We start from the raw sequence: 16,313 nt of genomic DNA, 5'->3' as shown, positions 1-16,313 counted from the left end.
GGGGCCTCTGGCCAGGCCCTTATGAAGTCACGTCCCCCGGCCCGACGGATGCGGGCGAGCGTCCCCCGGACAGAGCCGACAGATCCCGTTGAGGACCCTGAGACAGTCAGGCGTTGGGTCAGACCCCGCCGGAGAACGCTCACGTACATCCTCACTGTCAGGCGTCGATAATTGCTAAAGTGTATCCACTTTAGTTACAGTAACGGCATCGCTTCGACTACACGGCCGTGTCGAGCGAGACGCAACTCCTCCCCCTCGTGCAGGTGCCAGCTGCTCGCACATGCGGCCTCTTTCCGCCTTTTCATCAATCCATCCCCCTATGAGGTGGCATGTCCGTCCACACCGGCAGCGATGCCGATACATCCCCGGCCCCGACGGAACACCGCAGGGTGCCCACCGTGGCCGTGCCGCGCTTCGTCGCCCTGGCCACGGTCGCCATCCTGGCCACGCAGCTCATGCTGCAACTCGACGCGCAGGTGGTGACGGTCGCACTCCCCCAGCTGCAACAGGATCTCGGCTTCTCCCCCGCCGGTCTGTCATGGGTGCCCAACGCCTACGCGCTGGCCTTCGGCGGACTCATGCTGCTCGGCGGCAGGCTCGGCGACGTTCTGGGCCGGGTCCGGGTCTTCACCATCGGAACAGTGCTGTTCGCCCTCGCGTCACTGGCCGCCGGCCTCGCTCCCGACGCGACGATCATGGTCGTCGCCCGGGGGGCGCAGGGAGTCGGAGCGGCCATCGCGGCACCGAGCATCCTGTCCCTGATCACCGCCATCGCCCGAGACGAGCATGCCCGCAGCCGGAACATGGCCCTGTTCACCGCCGCCTCCGCAGTGGGCTCGTCCTTCGGTCTGATCGTCGGTGGCGCGCTGACCGCCTTCTTCTCCTGGCGGTGGGGGCTGTTGATCAACCTGCCCATCGGAGCCGTCGTCGTTCTCGTCGTCCAATGGCTCGTCAAGGAGGACCGGCCGACCGGAGGCCGGGTGGACGTGGCGGGAGCGATCACCGCGACCCTCGGGTCGCTGGCCCTCGTCTACGGCTTCGTGCACGCCGCAGAGACAGGCTGGACCACCGCGGGAACGGCGGTCACCTTCATCCTCGCTCTCGTCCTGCTCACCACGTTCGTCGCCGTCGAGCGGCGCGTCAGGCTCCCGCTGCTCGACCTCTCCCTGGTCCGTCATCGCAAGCGCGCGACGGCCCTGGGCGCCATGGGGCTCACCGTGGGGGTCCACTTCTCCCTCCTGTTCACGCTGGTGCAGTTCTACCAACGGGAACTGGGCATGAGCGCCTTGGTCGCCGGCCTCGCCTTCCTGCCCCTGACAGGCACCGTCCTGATCGTCACGCAGTTCGTGCCCGCATTCGTACGGCGGTTCGGAGCCGGTCGGTTGCTCGTCCTCGGCACGGCCCTGGTCACCATTAGCTTCATCTGGTTCGCCGCCCTGGACGACTCCAGCACCTACCTCGGCGGGGTCGTGGCCCCCCTGGTGCTCCACAGCCTCGGTGTCGCCCTCGTGTTCACCCCCGGGACGATGCTGATCATGGAGGGGGTGCCCGCCCGGCACAGCGGGTCGATGTCCGGGTTCCTGCAGATGGTTCAGCAGGTGGGCGGCTCCCTCGGCATCGCCGTCATCGTCGCGGTCCACACGAGCGGCGGCGAGCCCGGCGCCTTCGTCCCCGGCCTGGCGGGTGCCTTCTGGACAGCGGCCGGCCTGGGTACCGCCGCCGTGCTCGTTGCCCTCTTCGGTCTCAGCACCCGACGCTCTCGAAGCTAGCCCGCCGGCTGACCGCGGGTGTGCACCACCCAGGTCGGCCCACCTTCTTCGACCGAGTGCCGCCCAATGTGGTGGCAGCGGCGAACGCCAGCAGCTGCTTCCGCACTCCGGGGTGAGCCTCTGGCTTCGGAGGACGACACTGCTGAGCCTTCCCGAAACGGTCAACCAGGGCGACGGCCCCGGCTACCGGCCGCCCCGGGCCCCNCGGGCGGGGCCCGGGGCGGCCGGTAGCCGGGGCGCCTCTGTCCGGCGGCAAGAGGGCCGTCCGGCAAGGTCGCCGAACGGTCAGAGGCGGGCAGGGGTTGGGTCAACGACGCACGACGCCGGTGGTCGACCCCTGGATCTGCCCCTCACCCTCGTCTACCGGGCAGTAGGCCGACACCACGGCGAGAGCGCGGGACGCTCGGTGATCCTATTGCGGGCTTCGAACCGCGGTCATTGGTGAGGCCCGCAGGTCAGGCGACTGTGACTACGCAGCGTTGTTGGCAAGCAGGAGCTCGTGGCAGCCCTGATCAGCGAGACGTGACGCGTTGTAGTTGGCAAGGGTGACGCGTCCTGGTTGGCAAGCTACTGTCACACAGGGTGATCGATGTCAGTGAGGATGTTGCTGCAGTGGTTCGCCATGGCGGTGCGGAGGTAGCTGTAGTAGTCACGTTGCGCCTGCGAGCCACGCAGCATGCTGATCACCGTCGTGTCGATGGCCGACGGTTCGGCTGCTGGCGTCATCGGAGGCAGCAGGCTGGGTGACAGGCGCCATTCACTGCCGGTGAGCTGAGACCAGGCCAAGGCAGAGAAGCATGCCTGAAGTCGCTGAGCGCTCTGCGACCTGGCGAGGCGGGGTCGCCGTTGTCCGGTGTAGTTCGCTTCGATCTTCTGCATCTCTGGCTCGGGGAGCGTCCAGTGCGCGAAGCACTGTCGTCGTGCGTGAAAGTCGATGACGGGCTGACTGCGAACGTGATCGGCGAGATGGTCGAGGACCTTGCCCAGATCCGCGTCCTGGCCGTGAATGCGTTCCTCCAAGGGGCGGAACCTGCTCCAGTCCGCCATCCAGCTTGGCGGAATGCCGAGGTAGGTTGCTGCCTCTTGCAGCGACATCCCGGTTCCTGTCTGGACGAGGTGTGCCGCGAGGCCCCTGCGGAGCGCGGCATGGCCTGTGCGTCTGTTTAAGGAGCTCGTCGCCGCGCTCAGCCAGCTGTCGGGAAGCCACTGAGGGATCGTCTCCGGTTGGCAACCTCGCTGGTGGACGAGGGGCGGACTTGGCAGCGGAGCCTGTGTGGGGAGAAGCCTGGGGAAGCGCTGGTTGAGTGCCTCGTGGAGTTCGTGTCTGAACAGAGGAGAACTGTCGCGTTTCAGTGCCAGCCAGGTGTGGCCCCAGGCGGTCTCCTCGCGCTCGGGCAGTCGGGCGGCGACCTGCCCGAGTTCGGTGCGGAACTCCGGGAGGGGCAGATTCAGGATTCTGGCGGAGATCTCTAGGAGTGCTGCTGTGCCCTGGGCTGAGAACGGTTCGCTGTCCCAGCGGGCTGTGGTGTTGGTTGAGAGCCTCCGGGACGGTGCGGGGCCGGGGCGTGCCAGGTCGTGGCCCAGGGCTCGGGCGAGTGCGCCGCTCGATGCGTGCTGAGCTGTGAGCGGCCAGGTTGCGCGCGTGAGGGTCGCCATGATGAGGAGGTCCGACATGCGGTTGTGGCCGGCCATCGTGTCCGGGGAGGGGCTGGTCCCGTAGGGCTGAGCTCGATGGAGACGGCTCTGGAGGTCCAGCAGTTCGGAAGTGGGGCGGTCGTCGCCGGTTCCCGGCGAGGTGTCGAGCCGGGCGCCGCAGGTTCCGCCCCTGGGGTAGGGGACGTTTCGGCACTGAGCTGGGTGAAGTCCTTGGACGTGGAGTTCCGGGATGAGGCGCCGGGAGTTGCCCCGGATCGTCTGCGCCGGCAGTGCGCAGGTGGGGCAAGTGGTGCGGAGGAACGAGTGATGCTTCAGGCAGGCGAAGGTGGTCGCCATGCGCCATTGAGATTGCCAGGGGCCTCCGTGACGCTGCTGGATCGGCGATCCGTCGCCGGCGAGGCATTCGGGGCAGTAGCGCGTCGAGGTGGTCAGCAGCCAGGTGGGAAAGACACCTCGGGCCCGGATGCCGAAGCCACCGAGACCCAGCATCGCTTCAGCGACGGGTGGGTAGCTGGTTACGTAGGGGCGAAACGTGAGTCCGAGCGCGTCCTGCGTCGACATGGTGGTGGCGGCACAGAAGCGGGTGAGTTCGTCCCCTTCCATCATCAGCATCAGACGTGCCGGGGCCACGTGGCGGTCGGCGGCGACGAGGCCGGTCTGCCGGAGGAGTTCGATCGGAGTCAGGTCCAGGCGGTGGGCGAGGCGCAGGGTGTAGCCGGGCAGGTCCTCGCCGGGCAACGGGGTCAGGCTTCGTGGCAGTCGCTGGGGCAGGCGGCGCATGTTCAGCCCGCTGCCTGGCCGGTTCGGGGCCCGGGGTCGTCGAAGACGGTGTTGCGGCCGCGGCGCCGGCGTGCGGTGTCCCGGGCCGGTGTGGGTGGTGCGGTGGGGGTTTCGGTGTCCGGGGGATGGTTGAGGTCTTCGCGGCCGATGACGATCTCGTCGAAGAGGGCTTCGTCGAGGCACTCTTTCCCGCTGGCCATGGCTTCCAGGCAGCCGTCCTCGATCAGTCGGCCGAGGAGCCCTACGACTCCGCCTGTCCGGCGCATGAGGTATTCGGGCATGGTCCCTTCGGTGAGCATGCCGTCGTGGGTGTGAAGCAGCCGCAGGTTTCCCTCGATGCCCTGGAGGTGGTTCACGAACGCCTGGATGCCGGTAGGGGTGGTGGTGCGGAACCGGTCGAGTTCTACCAGTTCGAAGCGTCGTTCGGTCTGGGTGACCTCCAGGCCGTGAATGCGGGTGGACTCCGGCGGCGGCATCACCCAGGAGCCCTGCTGGGAGTGCCAGCGGGCTTCGCGGAGCAGGCCGGTGCCGGGGATGTTCACTCCGGTGAGGATCAAGGTGACGTCCAGTCCCATGAAGGCCCGCATCAGGTCGAGGACGTCCTGGTCGTCGGCGCGGTGCATCCGCAGGCGGTTGATGTCGTCGATGATGAGGACCTTGACGCCGTGGTCCCTGAGCGACTCGGCGACCTGCCGGACGAGCTGGGGCAGGGTCAGGCCCCGGGACGGTGCCTTGAAGAAGTTCAGGATGGTGACGCAGGTGCTCTTCGGCGTCGCGGTGACCGGAGCCTGTACGTAGACGACCGGCGAGTGCAGGTCCACTGTGCCTGGCACGGACGCGGGGTTGAGCGAGTTGTGCAGGCGCAGCCACTGGTCTTCGAACGCGGTGACGACCCGGCAGACTGTGGCGGTCTTCCCGTGCTGGCCCCAGCCGCTCACCATCACGCCGGCCAGGGTTGGGTCGCCCTTCTTGCGGGTGTTGGCGCTGAGCCGGCGGTCGATCAGCCGGGACACCTTCCGAGTCATCGGCGTCTGCTGCAGCGGCAGGTTGACGTTGGTCATCTGCCGGTAGGTGTCGTAGTCGTCCCGCCGTCGAAGGGGCAGCGTGCGCCATTGTGCGACCGTGAGCCGTTGGGCCGGCACCAGCAGGGTGCGGGTGGCACGGAAGTGCTGCCATCCGGCGAACGTGTCGCGGCTGGGTGTGTCCGACAGGATCAGCTCGGCGATCTTCCTCCTGGACGGCAGGCCCGCCAGCAGGTCGCGCGGTGCCGCCAGGTCGTTCACGCGTCGTCCTTTGGCTCGTCGTCGTCAAGATCGGGCAGCAGGAAAAGGCTGCGCTGCCGCAAAGCGTCATCCAGCAGTTGAGGAGCCTGCGGTGGGTGGCCGATGTCTTCGCGGCGGTGGCGCAGGTCCGCGTCGACGGCGGTCTGGACGGTTCGCGCGTACCGGGGCCAGGACGGCCCGGCCGGCTCCGCAGCGTCGACGTCGGCGTACGGGAATATGACCGCAGGTGCCGGAGCTGCCGCGGGCGGGCGGTCGGATGCGGCGGCCCGGCCCTGGGAGGCCAGGCGGGAGCGGGACGCCTTCTCCTTCCTGGTCATCTGGGTGGGCCACTGGTCGACGGGGGCCGCCGACCGCAGGATCTGAAGCAGTGGGGGCAGGAGTTCGGTGTCGCTGAGCACCTTGAGTTTGCGCAGACGGGCGTCGGCGATGAGGGCCTCGACGGTTTTGTCGGAGAACGCCGGCACTTCGCCCTGCGGCGGCAACCCCGTCCAGCGCAGGATGTGCCACGTCTCGTGATCGTCCGGGTCCTGGAGGAAGACCGTGCGGCGGCCCCGTCGGTCGCTGCGCACGACCCACCGTCCCCCGTGCCGGCCGCCGCGGGCCGAGGGGCCCTGGAAGCGGGGCTCGTCCAGCACGGGGTCGTAGTAGTAGAGGCCGAGGATTTTTACCCCGCGACGACGGTGGATCATCACGTGGTGCTTGCGCAGGAGCTTGTAGTAGAGGTCGGGCGTCGGGATCTGCATTGCCCAGCCGCCCTGGTGCATCGCGGCGGCGAACAGGGAGTTGGGGCTGTGGTGGCCGCCGGGCTCCCAGCTGGGCGCGTACTCGCCCAGCGCGTGGGTCTGCCAGATTTTCACGATCCAGGTCGCGATGACGTGTTCCATCTGTCCCGTGCTGAGCACCGCGTCGGCTTCGGGGTCCGCCCCCCGGTCGGCGACATCGGTGCCGGTGAACCCCAGCAGGTGTTCGAGCAGCATCGTCTTCAGCGAGCCGAAAGCTCGCTCGACCGCGTACTTGTCCGTGGGCCGCATCGTGCGGGCGGGCAGGATGTTGCAGCCGATCTCGTCCTGGGCCTGGACGATCTGGTGGTTCTTGTAGGGGGCGCCGTGGTCGGTGGTGACCGTCTCCGGGGCGAAGAACGGTAGACCTGCGACCTTGTGGCCGGCGAAGTCGGCGACGATGCCGGCGGGCACCCCGGGGTAGGGCCACTCCATCTCCTCGCCCCAGCCCTCCCGCATCGGCAACGGCATCATCACGTCCCGCAGCAGCATCGCGACGTCGACCGAGGTGTCCGAGACCATCGTCAGGCGGAAGGCGCAGCACGAGTGCGTGTAGAGGTCCAGGGCGAGGGTGAGCATCACTGAGACGGGCTCGCCGAAGACGCTCTCGCGGAGCTTGACCGGCAGGGGCGTCGAGTCCAGCGCGACCACCTGCCCCGGGCGGTGCACCACCACCCGGGGCCCGGTGTCGTCCAGCATCTCGCCCGTTCGCAGATAGCGCTGGCGGGTACCGCCCGGCCCGAACCACTCACCCCAGATCCGGGCCAGGGTGTCGCAGCTGGGAACGTCCTTCGTCGGGAAGCCGGGGAACCGCTCGGCCATGTACTGGTGCAGCAGACGGTGCTTGCCCCGCATCGAGATCCGCGATCGCCGCACCGACTCCTGGCGAACGGCGAGGACCGCCTCCCGGATCTCCGGCCTCACGACCCGGCCCGTCCTACGCCGGGTCCAGCGGCCGTCCGCGCAAGCCAGCACCAGTTCGTCAACATGCGGTGCCGACAGGCGGATCAGCGTGCGCTCGCTCATGCGCCGCAGACCCAGAAGCTCCGCCTCCAGCGGATCGAGGCCCGCCAGCTCCCGGGCCTTGGTCTTGCGCCGCTGCATCAGCGTCGTGCGGGCCGGATCGTACTCGGGCTGCGGTTCGCCCGGCCGGGCTTTGGCCGGGTGGCCGTCACGGAATCCCGTGACGGCCTCCCGGATGTGCTCGGCCCGCAGGTGGGCACGCTGGAGCTGGAGAGGGGTGAGGTCCGCCAGCGCCCGCGGCTGGGCCCGCCGACCGTCCCCCGCAGTCGCCTGCGCTGCCTGCGCCAGAGGTTCGGGGCGGTGGTGCATGAGCCAGCTGACCGTCCGCTCCTCTGTCCGGCCCTCCGTGCTCACCAGGACGACACGGCCGTGCTGGGGGTGAACCTCGTCGACGACCCAGTCGACGCCGTCGATCCGGAACCCGGCCCCCGGCGCGAGGTCCAGCAGCCTCCGGGCGGCCGTCACCGGGACTCCGTCCAGCCCGCCGGCCAGACCAGGGATGAATCGTCCAGCGGGCGCCCCAAGTCGAAGCCGAGCCGCCGGTGCCACAGCAGATGAAGCGCATGGGCCCGACCCACTGCCGGCACCCGTGTCGCCTGTACGAGCTCCCCGAACGCGACCGGGCCGTCGGCGACGGCCGCGAGGAGGGCAGGCTGGCAGCTCAGCTGGTCGGTCAGGGGCCGCCGCTGTGCCGACAGCGCGTCCAAACCCGAGAGGACGTGTGGCCGCCAGCCAGTGATCACCGAGTAGCGCCACCCACAGGCGGCCGCCACCTCCCGGGACGCCGCGAACTTCACCGCGTCCATCTCACCGATCAGTCCCGCAGGCCGGATATCCAGCAACCAGTGCCCGGCGTCGCCCATCATGGCCAGGAAGTCCGGGGTGTGTTTAGCGTGCCCGTCGACGTGCTCGAAGCTGAGGGCGAAGGGCTGCGGGAGCACCTCGATCACCGTCATGAAGTCCAGCGCCAGCAGGGCCGCCCTCTCCTCCAGAGATTCGAAGCCGTGCATCCGCCCTGTCGAGACCAGGAACTCCAGCCCGGGCCGATGCCTCTGCTTCGTCCTCCAGGTGAAACCGCGAACCGGCTTCGACGACAGCACCGGCACCGAACCCAGGTCCCGGACCGGCCAGACGACTGTCGACCCGTTGACCTGCCACGCTGCCGTCCAGCGGCTCGCCCAGTTGTCCCGCATCACCAGCCGTCTGCGCGGCTCATCCAGGCTCCCGTACGACGGCGTCAGCTCGTCCAGCACGCACAAATCGGAACGGACCCGGAGGACCGGCTTCGGTTTCACCGCACCAGATCATCAGCTCGTCCCCCACCGCGCAGCGATTGATCACAACTGATCACTTTGCTGGCCGCGCCCGCCCCNGGGCGCGGGGGTGGGGCGTCGCCGTCCGCCGTGGCCAAGCCGGGTACGAGGGTGGCCGGACTCAGACGGTGAGGCTCAGGCGAGGCGGAACTGCTCTGGTTGGGCTTGTCCTTGGCGGTCCACTGGACGACCTCGACGCCGTCCTCGGTCTCCGAGGCGATGACCGACAGGACCTTGCCGCTGTGCACGGCGGCCCCCGCTGCCCGACCTGACCTCTTTGACAATGCGGAGGAGGTCTCCGCATTGTCTGAGGTGGCCATTCGGAGACATCCTCCGTTTCGTGTCCCGTCAGGAGGGGCCAGTCGTGTCAAGTCGTCAGATGCTCCTGTGCATGCAGTTCACCAGCGGTTACGGAGCCGAGCCCGGGGCGTGGCGCCTCCCTGGGGCGAACCTGCACAGCTATACGGACATGGATCAGTTCGTGCGGTACGCGCAGGCAGCCGAGCGAGGGAAGATCCAGTTGCTGTTCTTCGCGGACACCCCGGCCCTGGATGTGGACCTCGATGGTCAGGTTCCGCACTTCGCGATCGATCCGTTGCTGGTGATGACTTCCATAGCGCGCGAGACGGAGCGGATCGGGCTGGTCTCCACCGCCTCCACCACCTTCAACGAGCCCTACAACCTCGCCCGCCAGTTCAAGGCGCTGGACGTGATCAGCCACGGCCGGGCCGGGTGGAACGCCGTCACCACCTCCGTCCCCGCCGCCGCGGCGAACTTCGGCCGCGCCGTCCCGCCGCGGGCGGAGAAGTACGAGCGGGCCCACGAGGTCGTCCAGATCGTGCAGGCGCTGTGGGGGAGCTGGGAGAAGGACGCGTGGGTCCTGGACGTGGACGGCAAGAAGTTCGCCGACATGGACAAGATCCAGCCGGTCGGCCTCCAGGGCCGCCACGTCGCCTCCCGTGGCCCGCTGCCCATCCCGCCCTCCGAGCAGGGCCAGCCGGTCATCTTCCAGGCCGGCGGCGGCGAATACGGCCTGGAGCTGGCCGGCCGCTACGCCGACGGCGTCTACGCCAACCCCTACACCATCGAAGACGGCCGGGCCCAGCGCCAGGCACTGCGCGATGCCGCCGAGCGCGCCGGGCGCGATCCGGACGAGGTGAAGATGTTCGCCGGTTTCATGCCGGCCATCGCCGCCTCCCGCCGGGCCGCCCTCGACCGGCGACGGTTCCTGGACGAGTCCGTGGACCTGCGCCAGCGCGTCCGCTACCTCGGCACCATGATCGGCCTGCCGCTCGGTTACGAGCAGATCGACGAGCCGCTGACCGCGGACCAGCTGGCCGACGCCGTGCCCAGCCCGCACGACCCTCGCTCCGCCCGCGCCCTTCAGGTGGCCCGGGAGGGCTGGACCCTACGCGATGTGCTCGCTCACGGTGTCATCGACTACCACCCGGTCGTGGCCGGTACCGCCGCCGACGTGGCCGATCACATGCAGGAGTGGTTCGAGGCCGGGGCCTGCGACGGCTTCTCCGTGGCCATCGACGGCTACCACGACGGTGTCGACGCCTTCGTCGACCAGGTCGTCCCCCTCCTGCAGGAACGCGGCCTGTTTCACCTCGACTACGCAGGCACCACCCTGCGCGACCACCTCCACGCCCGCGAGCAGTACGGCCTCGACCCGCGCGTCACGGAAACGGCGGCCCGGTGATGTCCACCAGCGCTTCTCTGCGATCCGGCGCTGCGGCGCAGCAGGCGTTCAGGGACGTCATGGCCGCCGTGGCGTCTCCGGTCGCCGTGGTCACGGCCCTGGACGGCAGCCGGCCGCACGGCACCACGGTCAGCGCCTTCGCGTCTCTGTCCCTGGCCCCTCCTATGGTGCTGGTGTCGCTGGATGAACGCTCGCACCTGCTGGCGGTCATCCGCCGCAGTGGCCGCTTCGGTCTCAATGTCCTGGGCGCGCACCAGACCGATCTGGCCTCCGCCTTCGCCCGCCCGGGCCCCGACAAGTTCGACGGCGTCCCCTGGTCACCGAGCGAGGGACTGCCGCGGCTGCCGGATGCGGCTGCATGGATCGCCGCCGAGGTGGCCGACAGCGTCGACGCCGGGGATCACACCGTCCTGCTCGCCCGTGTAACAGCCGCGGAGGCGGGCGGGGAATCTCTGAAACCGCTCACCTATCACCGGCGCTCCTTCGGCAGCCACACACCACTGGCCTATTGACCGTGCGGCGCGTCGAGGCAGGTATGGGATCTGGGGCCTGATCACAGACCCGGTACATGAGGCGACTCGTCTGCCCTGTCCCGCCCGGCTTGCGGTGCCGAGGACGACCGTCACTGAAACCTGCCCGGGCCGCTCGGTCCCGGGAACACCAAGGAAGCAAGGAGCAACGATGCCGACGCTGGGAATCATCGGAAGCGGCAACATCGGGTCCGCGGTCGCACGGCTGGCGGTGGCTGCGGACATCGACGTGGTGCTCGCCAACTCACGCGGTCCCCAGAGCCTCACCGGCCTCGTCGGGGAACTGGGGCCGCGCGCCACGGCGGGCACCGTCGAGGAGGCCGCCCGCGCGGGGGAGGCGACCGTGCTCAGCATTCCCCTGACCGCGTACCGCGACCTGCCCGCCGGCCTGCTGGAGGGCAGGACCGTGCTGTCCACCGGGAACTACTACCCGTTTCGCGACGGCCGGATCGCCGAGCTCGACTCCGAGGAGGTGACCACAGCCGAGCTGGAGCAGCAGCTCCTGCCCGGCGCGCTGCTGGTCAAGGCGTTCAACAACATCCTGGCCCACCACATCCCCCAGCTGGCCCGGCCTGCCGGGGCCTTGGACCGCAGCGCCCTGCCCATCGCCGGCGATGACCGCGGTGCGAAGGTCCGGGCGGCGGAACTGGTCGAACGGCTCGGCTTCGACACGGTGGATGCCGGAACCCTGGACGAGAGCTGGCGCTTCGAGCCCGAGGCCGGCGCATACACCCGTATCTACCTGGCAGATCCCGATGTGCCCGCCGAGGACATCATGCAGGCCCCCGCAGCGCCGCTGCCCGCCGACAAGCTGCAGGAGGCGCTGCGGACGGCCCAGCGGGTGAAGGTGGCCGCGCGCACCTTCTGACAGCGCATGTCCGCGCAGCGCCACCCACCGGACGCTGCGCGCGAACCCCTTGGCCCCCGGCGTCGAACGACGCCGGGGGCCAAGGGCACTCGGGGTGGGTGCAGGTGTGCGGCGGACGAGATGTCCGCAAACGGCGCGCACCCCTCTGCTCACATGAACAGGACCCGGTTCAGGCGGACGCCGTACCCCGCGTCGGGGTTCGTGGTGGGGTCCCCGACCCTTTCCTGGATCGCGGCGACGGCCAGGTCGCGGCGCCGGGGCAGGCGATCGGCCTCCGCCGCGGACAGCGCGCCCGGCATCTCCTGGCGGGAGAGGTCCGTGCAGTAGCACGGCGCGCCTGGCTGCTGACGCCATGATTCCGCGAGGGTCCCGGCGTCGAAGGCGTCGAATCCGGTGTCCTCGACCAGCGCCATGGCCACCTGGCGGTCCTGGTCGCGGTCGGCGGCGACGGGGATGGCGATGCGGTCCGGGCTTCCTGCGGGTGTGCTCTTGGTCGCGAAGGAGTGGGACCCGATCGCGTTCCACGCCTTGGCGATCGGTCGGCCCAGCTGTTCGGTGACCCACAGGCTCTCGACCTGCCCGGCGTCGATGGCCTCGATCCGGTTGTCCCGTGCCGGGTAGTAGTTCGATGTGTCGATGAGGACCGTTCCGGCCGGCACGCCAGCGATCAGCGGCGCCACCTGCGGAAGACGGTTCAGGGGAATCGAGAGGATCACGACGTCGACGTCCGCCACGGCCTCCGTCGCGGTGACCGCATCCCCGCCCGAGGAGAGCACATCGGCCTCGATCGTCTGCGGGCCGCGCGAGTTGGCCACCTTCACCTCATGCCCCGCGGCACTGAGCCGCTGGGTCAGCGTCTTACCGATGTGTCCTACGCCCAGAATGCCGATCTTCACAGTGGATCTCCTTGCATCGAGTGGGGGGTGCGGGAGGTGGGTGCGGCCGACGTGGCGCCGCCGCACGGTGATGTGGCCGGCGGCTGGCCTCAAGGACGCCGACGCTCATGAAAGCCCTTCGGCGCTCCCGGGCGCCGTTTTCCTCGCGGGTGTCTCCCACCCGGTGCGCATGAGAGAGACGAGCGCGTCGGGTGACGACTCGTCGGCCATGACGGCGCCGCGCGCCCAGGCTGTGGCCAGCGTGCTGAGGAACAGGTCCCGGCCCCGTACCCAGGGCTGGGCGGCACCGTCCCGCTGAGCCGCGCCGAGAAAGTCCTCGGTGGTCGTGACGAAGCCCTGACAGGTGATCGCCAGAGGCGACGTGCCCCCCTCGCTCAGCGCGGCCCGGAGGGGCTCGGGCAGGCCGTCGAACGCGGTCACCCATTCGTTCAGCGCCTGAAGCCACTGAGCGAGCGCGGCGCGGGAGTCGGTCACCTCGCGCTGGATGGCAACGCGACGGGCCTCCAGCTCTTCGTCGCGGGCCTGCAGCAACGCGGCCAGCAGGGCCTCACGGGTGGGGAAGTGCCGATACAGAGTGCCCGGGCCTACCCCGGCCCGCTTGGCGATGGCGTCCATGGAGCCGGTGATGCCCTGCTCGGCGAAGAACTCCTCCGCAACCTCAAGGATGTGCGTGCGATTGCGCTGCTTGTCCGTCCGCTGCCGACGCCCGCCGACTGCTCCCTCACTCATGCCGTGCACCTCCCGTTGACAATGCGGAGACCATCTCCGTATTGTCGTCCGTGAAACGGAGACTATCTCCTTATTGGCTCCGGCGCTACCGCTGGCAGATCCGCAGACACTGCCACGGCGCTCGTGGCCGCCAGCAGCCGCACCTCGTTGGTCGCGCATTCACGGCCGCCCCTGTGCCTCACGCCCGGTGCGTGCGCCCGGGCTGCCGCGCGCACCCGACGGCACGCACAACTCGGCTTCAAGCACCCCACCCCAGCCCGACGGAAAGATCACATGTCCCCCAACAAGATCCCGGCACAGGCCGCCGCAGACACACCGGACGCAGTACTACCGACCCGCAACGACGACAAACTGACCTCCAAGGACGTTCTCGTCATCGGGATTCTGATGGTCTCCGCGTTCACGGTCCTGCTGAACGAGATGCTGCTGGGAGTCGCACTCCCCACCCTGATCACCGATCTCGGCATCACGCCCACCACGGGACAGTGGCTCACGACCGGTTACCTGCTGACCCTGGCGATCCTCATCCCCGCCACCGGGTTCCTCCTGCGGAGGTTCAACCTCCGCACGGTCTTCATCGGCTCGCTGTCCCTGTTCACTCTGGGCACGGCGATCGCCGCCGTCGCCCCGGGATTCGGTGTGCTGTTCACCGGCCGCATCATCCAGGCGGTCGGCACGGCCGCCCTCGTGCCCCTTCTGATGACCACGACGATGCGCCTGGTTCCCCCGCATCGCCGAGGCCGGACGATGGCGCTGGTCACCGGTCTGACCGCGGTGGCACCCGCGGTCGGCCCGGCGGTGTCCGGCGTAGTGATCTCCCAGCTCAGCTGGCGGTGGCTGTTCATCCTGGTCCTGCCCGTCGTCCTGGCCGCGCTGGCCCTGGGCGCCGCCAAACTGCGCAACATCACCACTCCGGAGCCTGTCAGGCTGGACGTGCTGTCCCTCGTCCTGTCCGCCATCGGGTTCGGCGCCCTCGTCTACGGCCTGTCCACGATCGGCGAGTCCGCCTCCGGCCACGCACCGGTGCCGCCTTACATCCCCATCGTCATCGGGCTCCTCGCACTCGCTGTCTTCGTCCGCCGGCAGACCGTGCTCCAGCGCAGCGACAACGCGTTCCTCGACATGAGGATCTTCCGCACCCGCTCGTTCACCGTTCCGCTGCTGGTCATGCTCGTCGTCGCACTGGTCGGCTTCGGCACCACGATGGTCCTGCCCCTGGTCCTCACCAACGTCGCCGGCCTGACGTCGTTCCAGATCGGCCTCTTCCTGGTCCCCGGCGGAGCCCTGATCGCCCTTGTCTCGGTCCTCGGCGGACGCGTCTACGACCGCTACGGACCCCGGCCCCTGGCCATCCCCGGATCGGTCATCTGGACAGGCTCCCTGTGGTTCCTGAGCCGCGTCGACGAGGGCACCAGTGTCACCGCGCTCCTGGCCGCCTACCTCGTCCTGTCGGCCTCGCAGGCCCTGATGTGGGCGCCGATGACGACGGCCGCACTGTCCTCCCTGCGCACCGAGCTCTACCCGCACGGCACCGCGGCCTTCAACACCGCCCAGCAACTGGCAGGCGGCGCAGGCGGCGCCGTCCTCATCTCGGCCTACACCATCGGCTCCCACGCGAAAGATGCGGGAGCGCTGAGCTGAACCTGGCACAGTCCGTCTCAGCAGCACAAGCCGCCTTCACGACGGCAGCGGTCATCGGCTGCCTCGCGATCATCGGCACCATCTTCGTCCGCAAGGCCGCGCCCAGCCCCCAGCCGCCGGCGTCTCCACCGAGCGGTGCTTCCGACAACGCCGCCGCAGTCACTGGGCTGAACGACCTGAGGGCCGACCTTCCCGGCGAACTCACCGCCAACCGCTGACCCCTTGGTACGCAGAACGTCAAGAGGACCCCCGCAGTAGCCGGGGTCCTCTTGACGTTCTGACATACCCAGTCGGGCCGCCTCGACCCGTCCCGCCCGACACCGTTGACGCAGTGTGACGACAGGTGTCATTTGCCAACAAGCCTGCTGATTTGCCAACTGCGTTGCGTCGTCACAGCGACAGGGTCACGCAAGATGGTCCGCAACGCGTCGTGCGGCGTCTGTGCGGTGAAGGGGTCGATGTGCATCTCTCGATGCGGGCCGGAGCGCCGAAGGCCCCTCTCACGGGCGAACGCGCCAAGCCGAGCGAGAGTTTCGAACTCGTCCTTGAAAGGCCCGTGATGCATCACCTGCACCACAAGGCTCTCGGGCAAGGTGAACAGCTCCACTTCGCCACCCGGATCGTCGGCACGGCCCGCCGCGTCACGGCGGGCCGACACAATTGCGTTATGGGTGGTCGAGTCGGCGACGCGGGTGGCGATGCGGTACTCAGGAGATCGATGCTGTTGCCGGTGTAAAAGTCTTCGCTCTCGCCAGATTCGGCCTGCTTCGGATACGCCGCTGGACTACCAGCGGCGTGTCAGCCTTTGGGCATGGCCTCCAAGGTCCGCTGCAGGCCATCGCCGATGCGATCCATGGTGGCCTCGTAGGCTTCTGGCATATCAACGTCGAGCCGGTCGGCGAGCACGAAGACCCACCACAGACACTCAGCCAGCTTGTGCCGCAGTTCGGCGTCCACGTCACCGTCGATGCCCCAGGTGCTCTCGGCGGCCAGCACCAGGCGCCCGACGTAGGCTGCGTCGTTCGTGAAGCCGAGCGCGAGTTCCGGCAGTGTCCAGGTCCGGCCCAAAACGCGCTGCTCGATCTGCTCGTACTGGGCTCGGACCTGCAGCGCCCTGTCCTCGGCCTCGATGAGGCCGGCCTTCTCGTCGTGTGTCGGCGTCTCGTTCATTGAGGGCCCCTCCGGGGAAATCGATGTCACTGACGACGCTAGAGGCAGATGCGGACGAATTCGGTCCTGGTCTGTCGGTGTGGTGATGCGGTCTGTCGGCAGACGGGTGACACACGTGACCGATGCGAGGTCAACGTGGCCGGTGATCGCCTACAGGGGCCCGGAGACCGC

Annotated in this window: 13 protein-coding genes; 5 read left to right on the top strand and 8 right to left on the bottom strand. The window is 69.0% G+C overall.

Annotated elements, in window-relative coordinates:
- The first annotated feature begins 329 nt into the window (after window positions 1–329).
- Entirely contained in the window at window positions 330–1,769 is a 1,440-nt protein-coding gene (locus tag V9U70_RS22490) for an MFS transporter (protein WP_336677937.1), read from the top strand.
- A gap of 573 nt (window positions 1,770–2,342) precedes the next feature.
- On the opposite strand, the gene V9U70_RS22485 is transcribed toward V9U70_RS22490, so the two are convergent.
- Genes V9U70_RS22485 through V9U70_RS22470 form a run of 4 tightly spaced genes read right to left on the bottom strand, consistent with a single transcriptional unit; the run spans window position 2,343 to window position 8,543 of the window.
- Window positions 2,343–4,205: a TniQ family protein gene (locus tag V9U70_RS22485; RefSeq protein ID WP_336677935.1), complete on the bottom strand. Its 1,863-nt coding sequence runs from the start codon at window positions 4,203–4,205 to the stop codon at window positions 2,343–2,345.
- Between the two features lie 2 nt (window positions 4,206–4,207).
- Window positions 4,208–5,488: an ATP-binding protein gene (locus V9U70_RS22480; protein ID WP_336677933.1), complete on the bottom strand. Its 1,281-nt coding sequence runs from the start codon at window positions 5,486–5,488 to the stop codon at window positions 4,208–4,210.
- On the bottom strand, window positions 5,485–7,755 hold the full coding sequence (locus tag V9U70_RS22475; protein ID WP_336677931.1) for a transposase: 2,271 nt from the start codon (window positions 7,753–7,755) through the stop codon (window positions 5,485–5,487). The genes V9U70_RS22480 and V9U70_RS22475 overlap by 4 nt, the downstream gene beginning before the upstream one ends.
- Window positions 7,752–8,543, bottom strand: a complete 792-nt coding sequence (locus tag V9U70_RS22470) for a TnsA-like heteromeric transposase endonuclease subunit (protein ID WP_336677930.1) — start codon at window positions 8,541–8,543, stop codon at window positions 7,752–7,754. The genes V9U70_RS22475 and V9U70_RS22470 overlap by 4 nt, the downstream gene beginning before the upstream one ends.
- 451 nt (window positions 8,544–8,994) lie before the next feature.
- Here V9U70_RS22470 and V9U70_RS22465 point away from each other — a divergent pair, with 451 nt between their 5' ends.
- The 3 genes from V9U70_RS22465 to V9U70_RS22455 all read left to right on the top strand — a co-directional run bounded on the left by V9U70_RS22465 (window position 8,995) and on the right by V9U70_RS22455 (window position 11,706).
- Window positions 8,995–10,308: an NtaA/DmoA family FMN-dependent monooxygenase gene (locus V9U70_RS22465; RefSeq protein ID WP_336677929.1), complete on the top strand. Its 1,314-nt coding sequence runs from the start codon at window positions 8,995–8,997 to the stop codon at window positions 10,306–10,308.
- Window positions 10,308–10,820, top strand: coding sequence for a flavin reductase family protein (locus tag V9U70_RS22460; protein WP_336677927.1), 513 nt, complete (start codon window positions 10,308–10,310; stop codon window positions 10,818–10,820). The genes V9U70_RS22465 and V9U70_RS22460 overlap by 1 nt, the downstream gene beginning before the upstream one ends.
- A 169-nt stretch (window positions 10,821–10,989) precedes the next feature.
- On the top strand, window positions 10,990–11,706 hold the full coding sequence (locus tag V9U70_RS22455) for an NADPH-dependent F420 reductase (RefSeq protein WP_336677926.1): 717 nt from the start codon (window positions 10,990–10,992) through the stop codon (window positions 11,704–11,706).
- 149 nt (window positions 11,707–11,855) lie between these two features.
- Here V9U70_RS22455 and V9U70_RS22450 read toward each other — a convergent pair whose 3' ends face one another.
- The gene (locus V9U70_RS22450; protein ID WP_419724010.1) at window positions 11,856–12,602 is read right to left on the bottom strand and encodes an NADPH-dependent F420 reductase; all 747 of its coding nucleotides are present in this window, start codon (window positions 12,600–12,602) and stop codon (window positions 11,856–11,858) included.
- A 105-nt stretch (window positions 12,603–12,707) separates the two neighbouring features.
- Entirely contained in the window at window positions 12,708–13,331 is a 624-nt protein-coding gene (locus tag V9U70_RS22445) for a TetR family transcriptional regulator (RefSeq protein ID WP_336677924.1), read from the bottom strand.
- 273 nt (window positions 13,332–13,604) lie between these two features.
- Here V9U70_RS22445 and V9U70_RS22440 point away from each other — a divergent pair, with 273 nt between their 5' ends.
- Window positions 13,605–14,972, top strand: coding sequence for a DHA2 family efflux MFS transporter permease subunit (locus tag V9U70_RS22440; RefSeq protein ID WP_336677922.1), 1,368 nt, complete (start codon window positions 13,605–13,607; stop codon window positions 14,970–14,972).
- 346 nt (window positions 14,973–15,318) lie between these two features.
- On the opposite strand, the gene V9U70_RS22435 is transcribed toward V9U70_RS22440, so the two are convergent.
- Together V9U70_RS22435 and V9U70_RS22430 are read right to left on the bottom strand one after the other, a co-directional pair.
- Entirely contained in the window at window positions 15,319–15,630 is a 312-nt protein-coding gene (locus tag V9U70_RS22435; RefSeq protein ID WP_336677920.1) for a GyrI-like domain-containing protein, read from the bottom strand.
- A 140-nt stretch (window positions 15,631–15,770) separates the two neighbouring features.
- Complete coding sequence (locus tag V9U70_RS22430; RefSeq protein WP_200694936.1) at window positions 15,771–16,142, bottom strand: nucleoside triphosphate pyrophosphohydrolase family protein; 372 nt, start codon at window positions 16,140–16,142, stop codon at window positions 15,771–15,773.
- Window positions 16,143–16,313: the final 171 nt, after the last annotated feature.

It is taken from the genome of Streptomyces pratensis, assembly GCF_037137275.1.
Lineage (GTDB): Bacteria > Actinomycetota > Actinomycetes > Streptomycetales > Streptomycetaceae > Streptomyces > Streptomyces pratensis_B.
Note: the sequence above shows the minus strand (reverse complement) of the source record. Positions and strands in the feature narration are given on the sequence as shown.

What these genes read in the sequence shown, in the direction of transcription:
- V9U70_RS22465 (WP_336677929.1), top strand. Translation starts at nt 8,995, where the DNA reads ATGCAGTTCACCAGCGGTTACGGAGCCGAGCCCGGGGCGTGGCGCCTC.
- V9U70_RS22440 (WP_336677922.1), top strand. Translation starts at nt 13,605, where the DNA reads ATGTCCCCCAACAAGATCCCGGCACAGGCCGCCGCAGACACACCGGAC.
- V9U70_RS22485 (WP_336677935.1), bottom strand. Translation starts at nt 4,205, where the DNA reads ATGCGCCGCCTGCCCCAGCGACTGCCACGAAGCCTGACCCCGTTGCCC.
- V9U70_RS22455 (WP_336677926.1), top strand. Translation starts at nt 10,990, where the DNA reads ATGCCGACGCTGGGAATCATCGGAAGCGGCAACATCGGGTCCGCGGTC.
- V9U70_RS22460 (WP_336677927.1), top strand. Translation starts at nt 10,308, where the DNA reads ATGTCCACCAGCGCTTCTCTGCGATCCGGCGCTGCGGCGCAGCAGGCG.
- V9U70_RS22430 (WP_200694936.1), bottom strand. Translation starts at nt 16,142, where the DNA reads ATGAACGAGACGCCGACACACGACGAGAAGGCCGGCCTCATCGAGGCC.
- V9U70_RS22490 (WP_336677937.1), top strand. Translation starts at nt 330, where the DNA reads ATGTCCGTCCACACCGGCAGCGATGCCGATACATCCCCGGCCCCGACG.
- V9U70_RS22445 (WP_336677924.1), bottom strand. Translation starts at nt 13,331, where the DNA reads ATGAGTGAGGGAGCAGTCGGCGGGCGTCGGCAGCGGACGGACAAGCAG.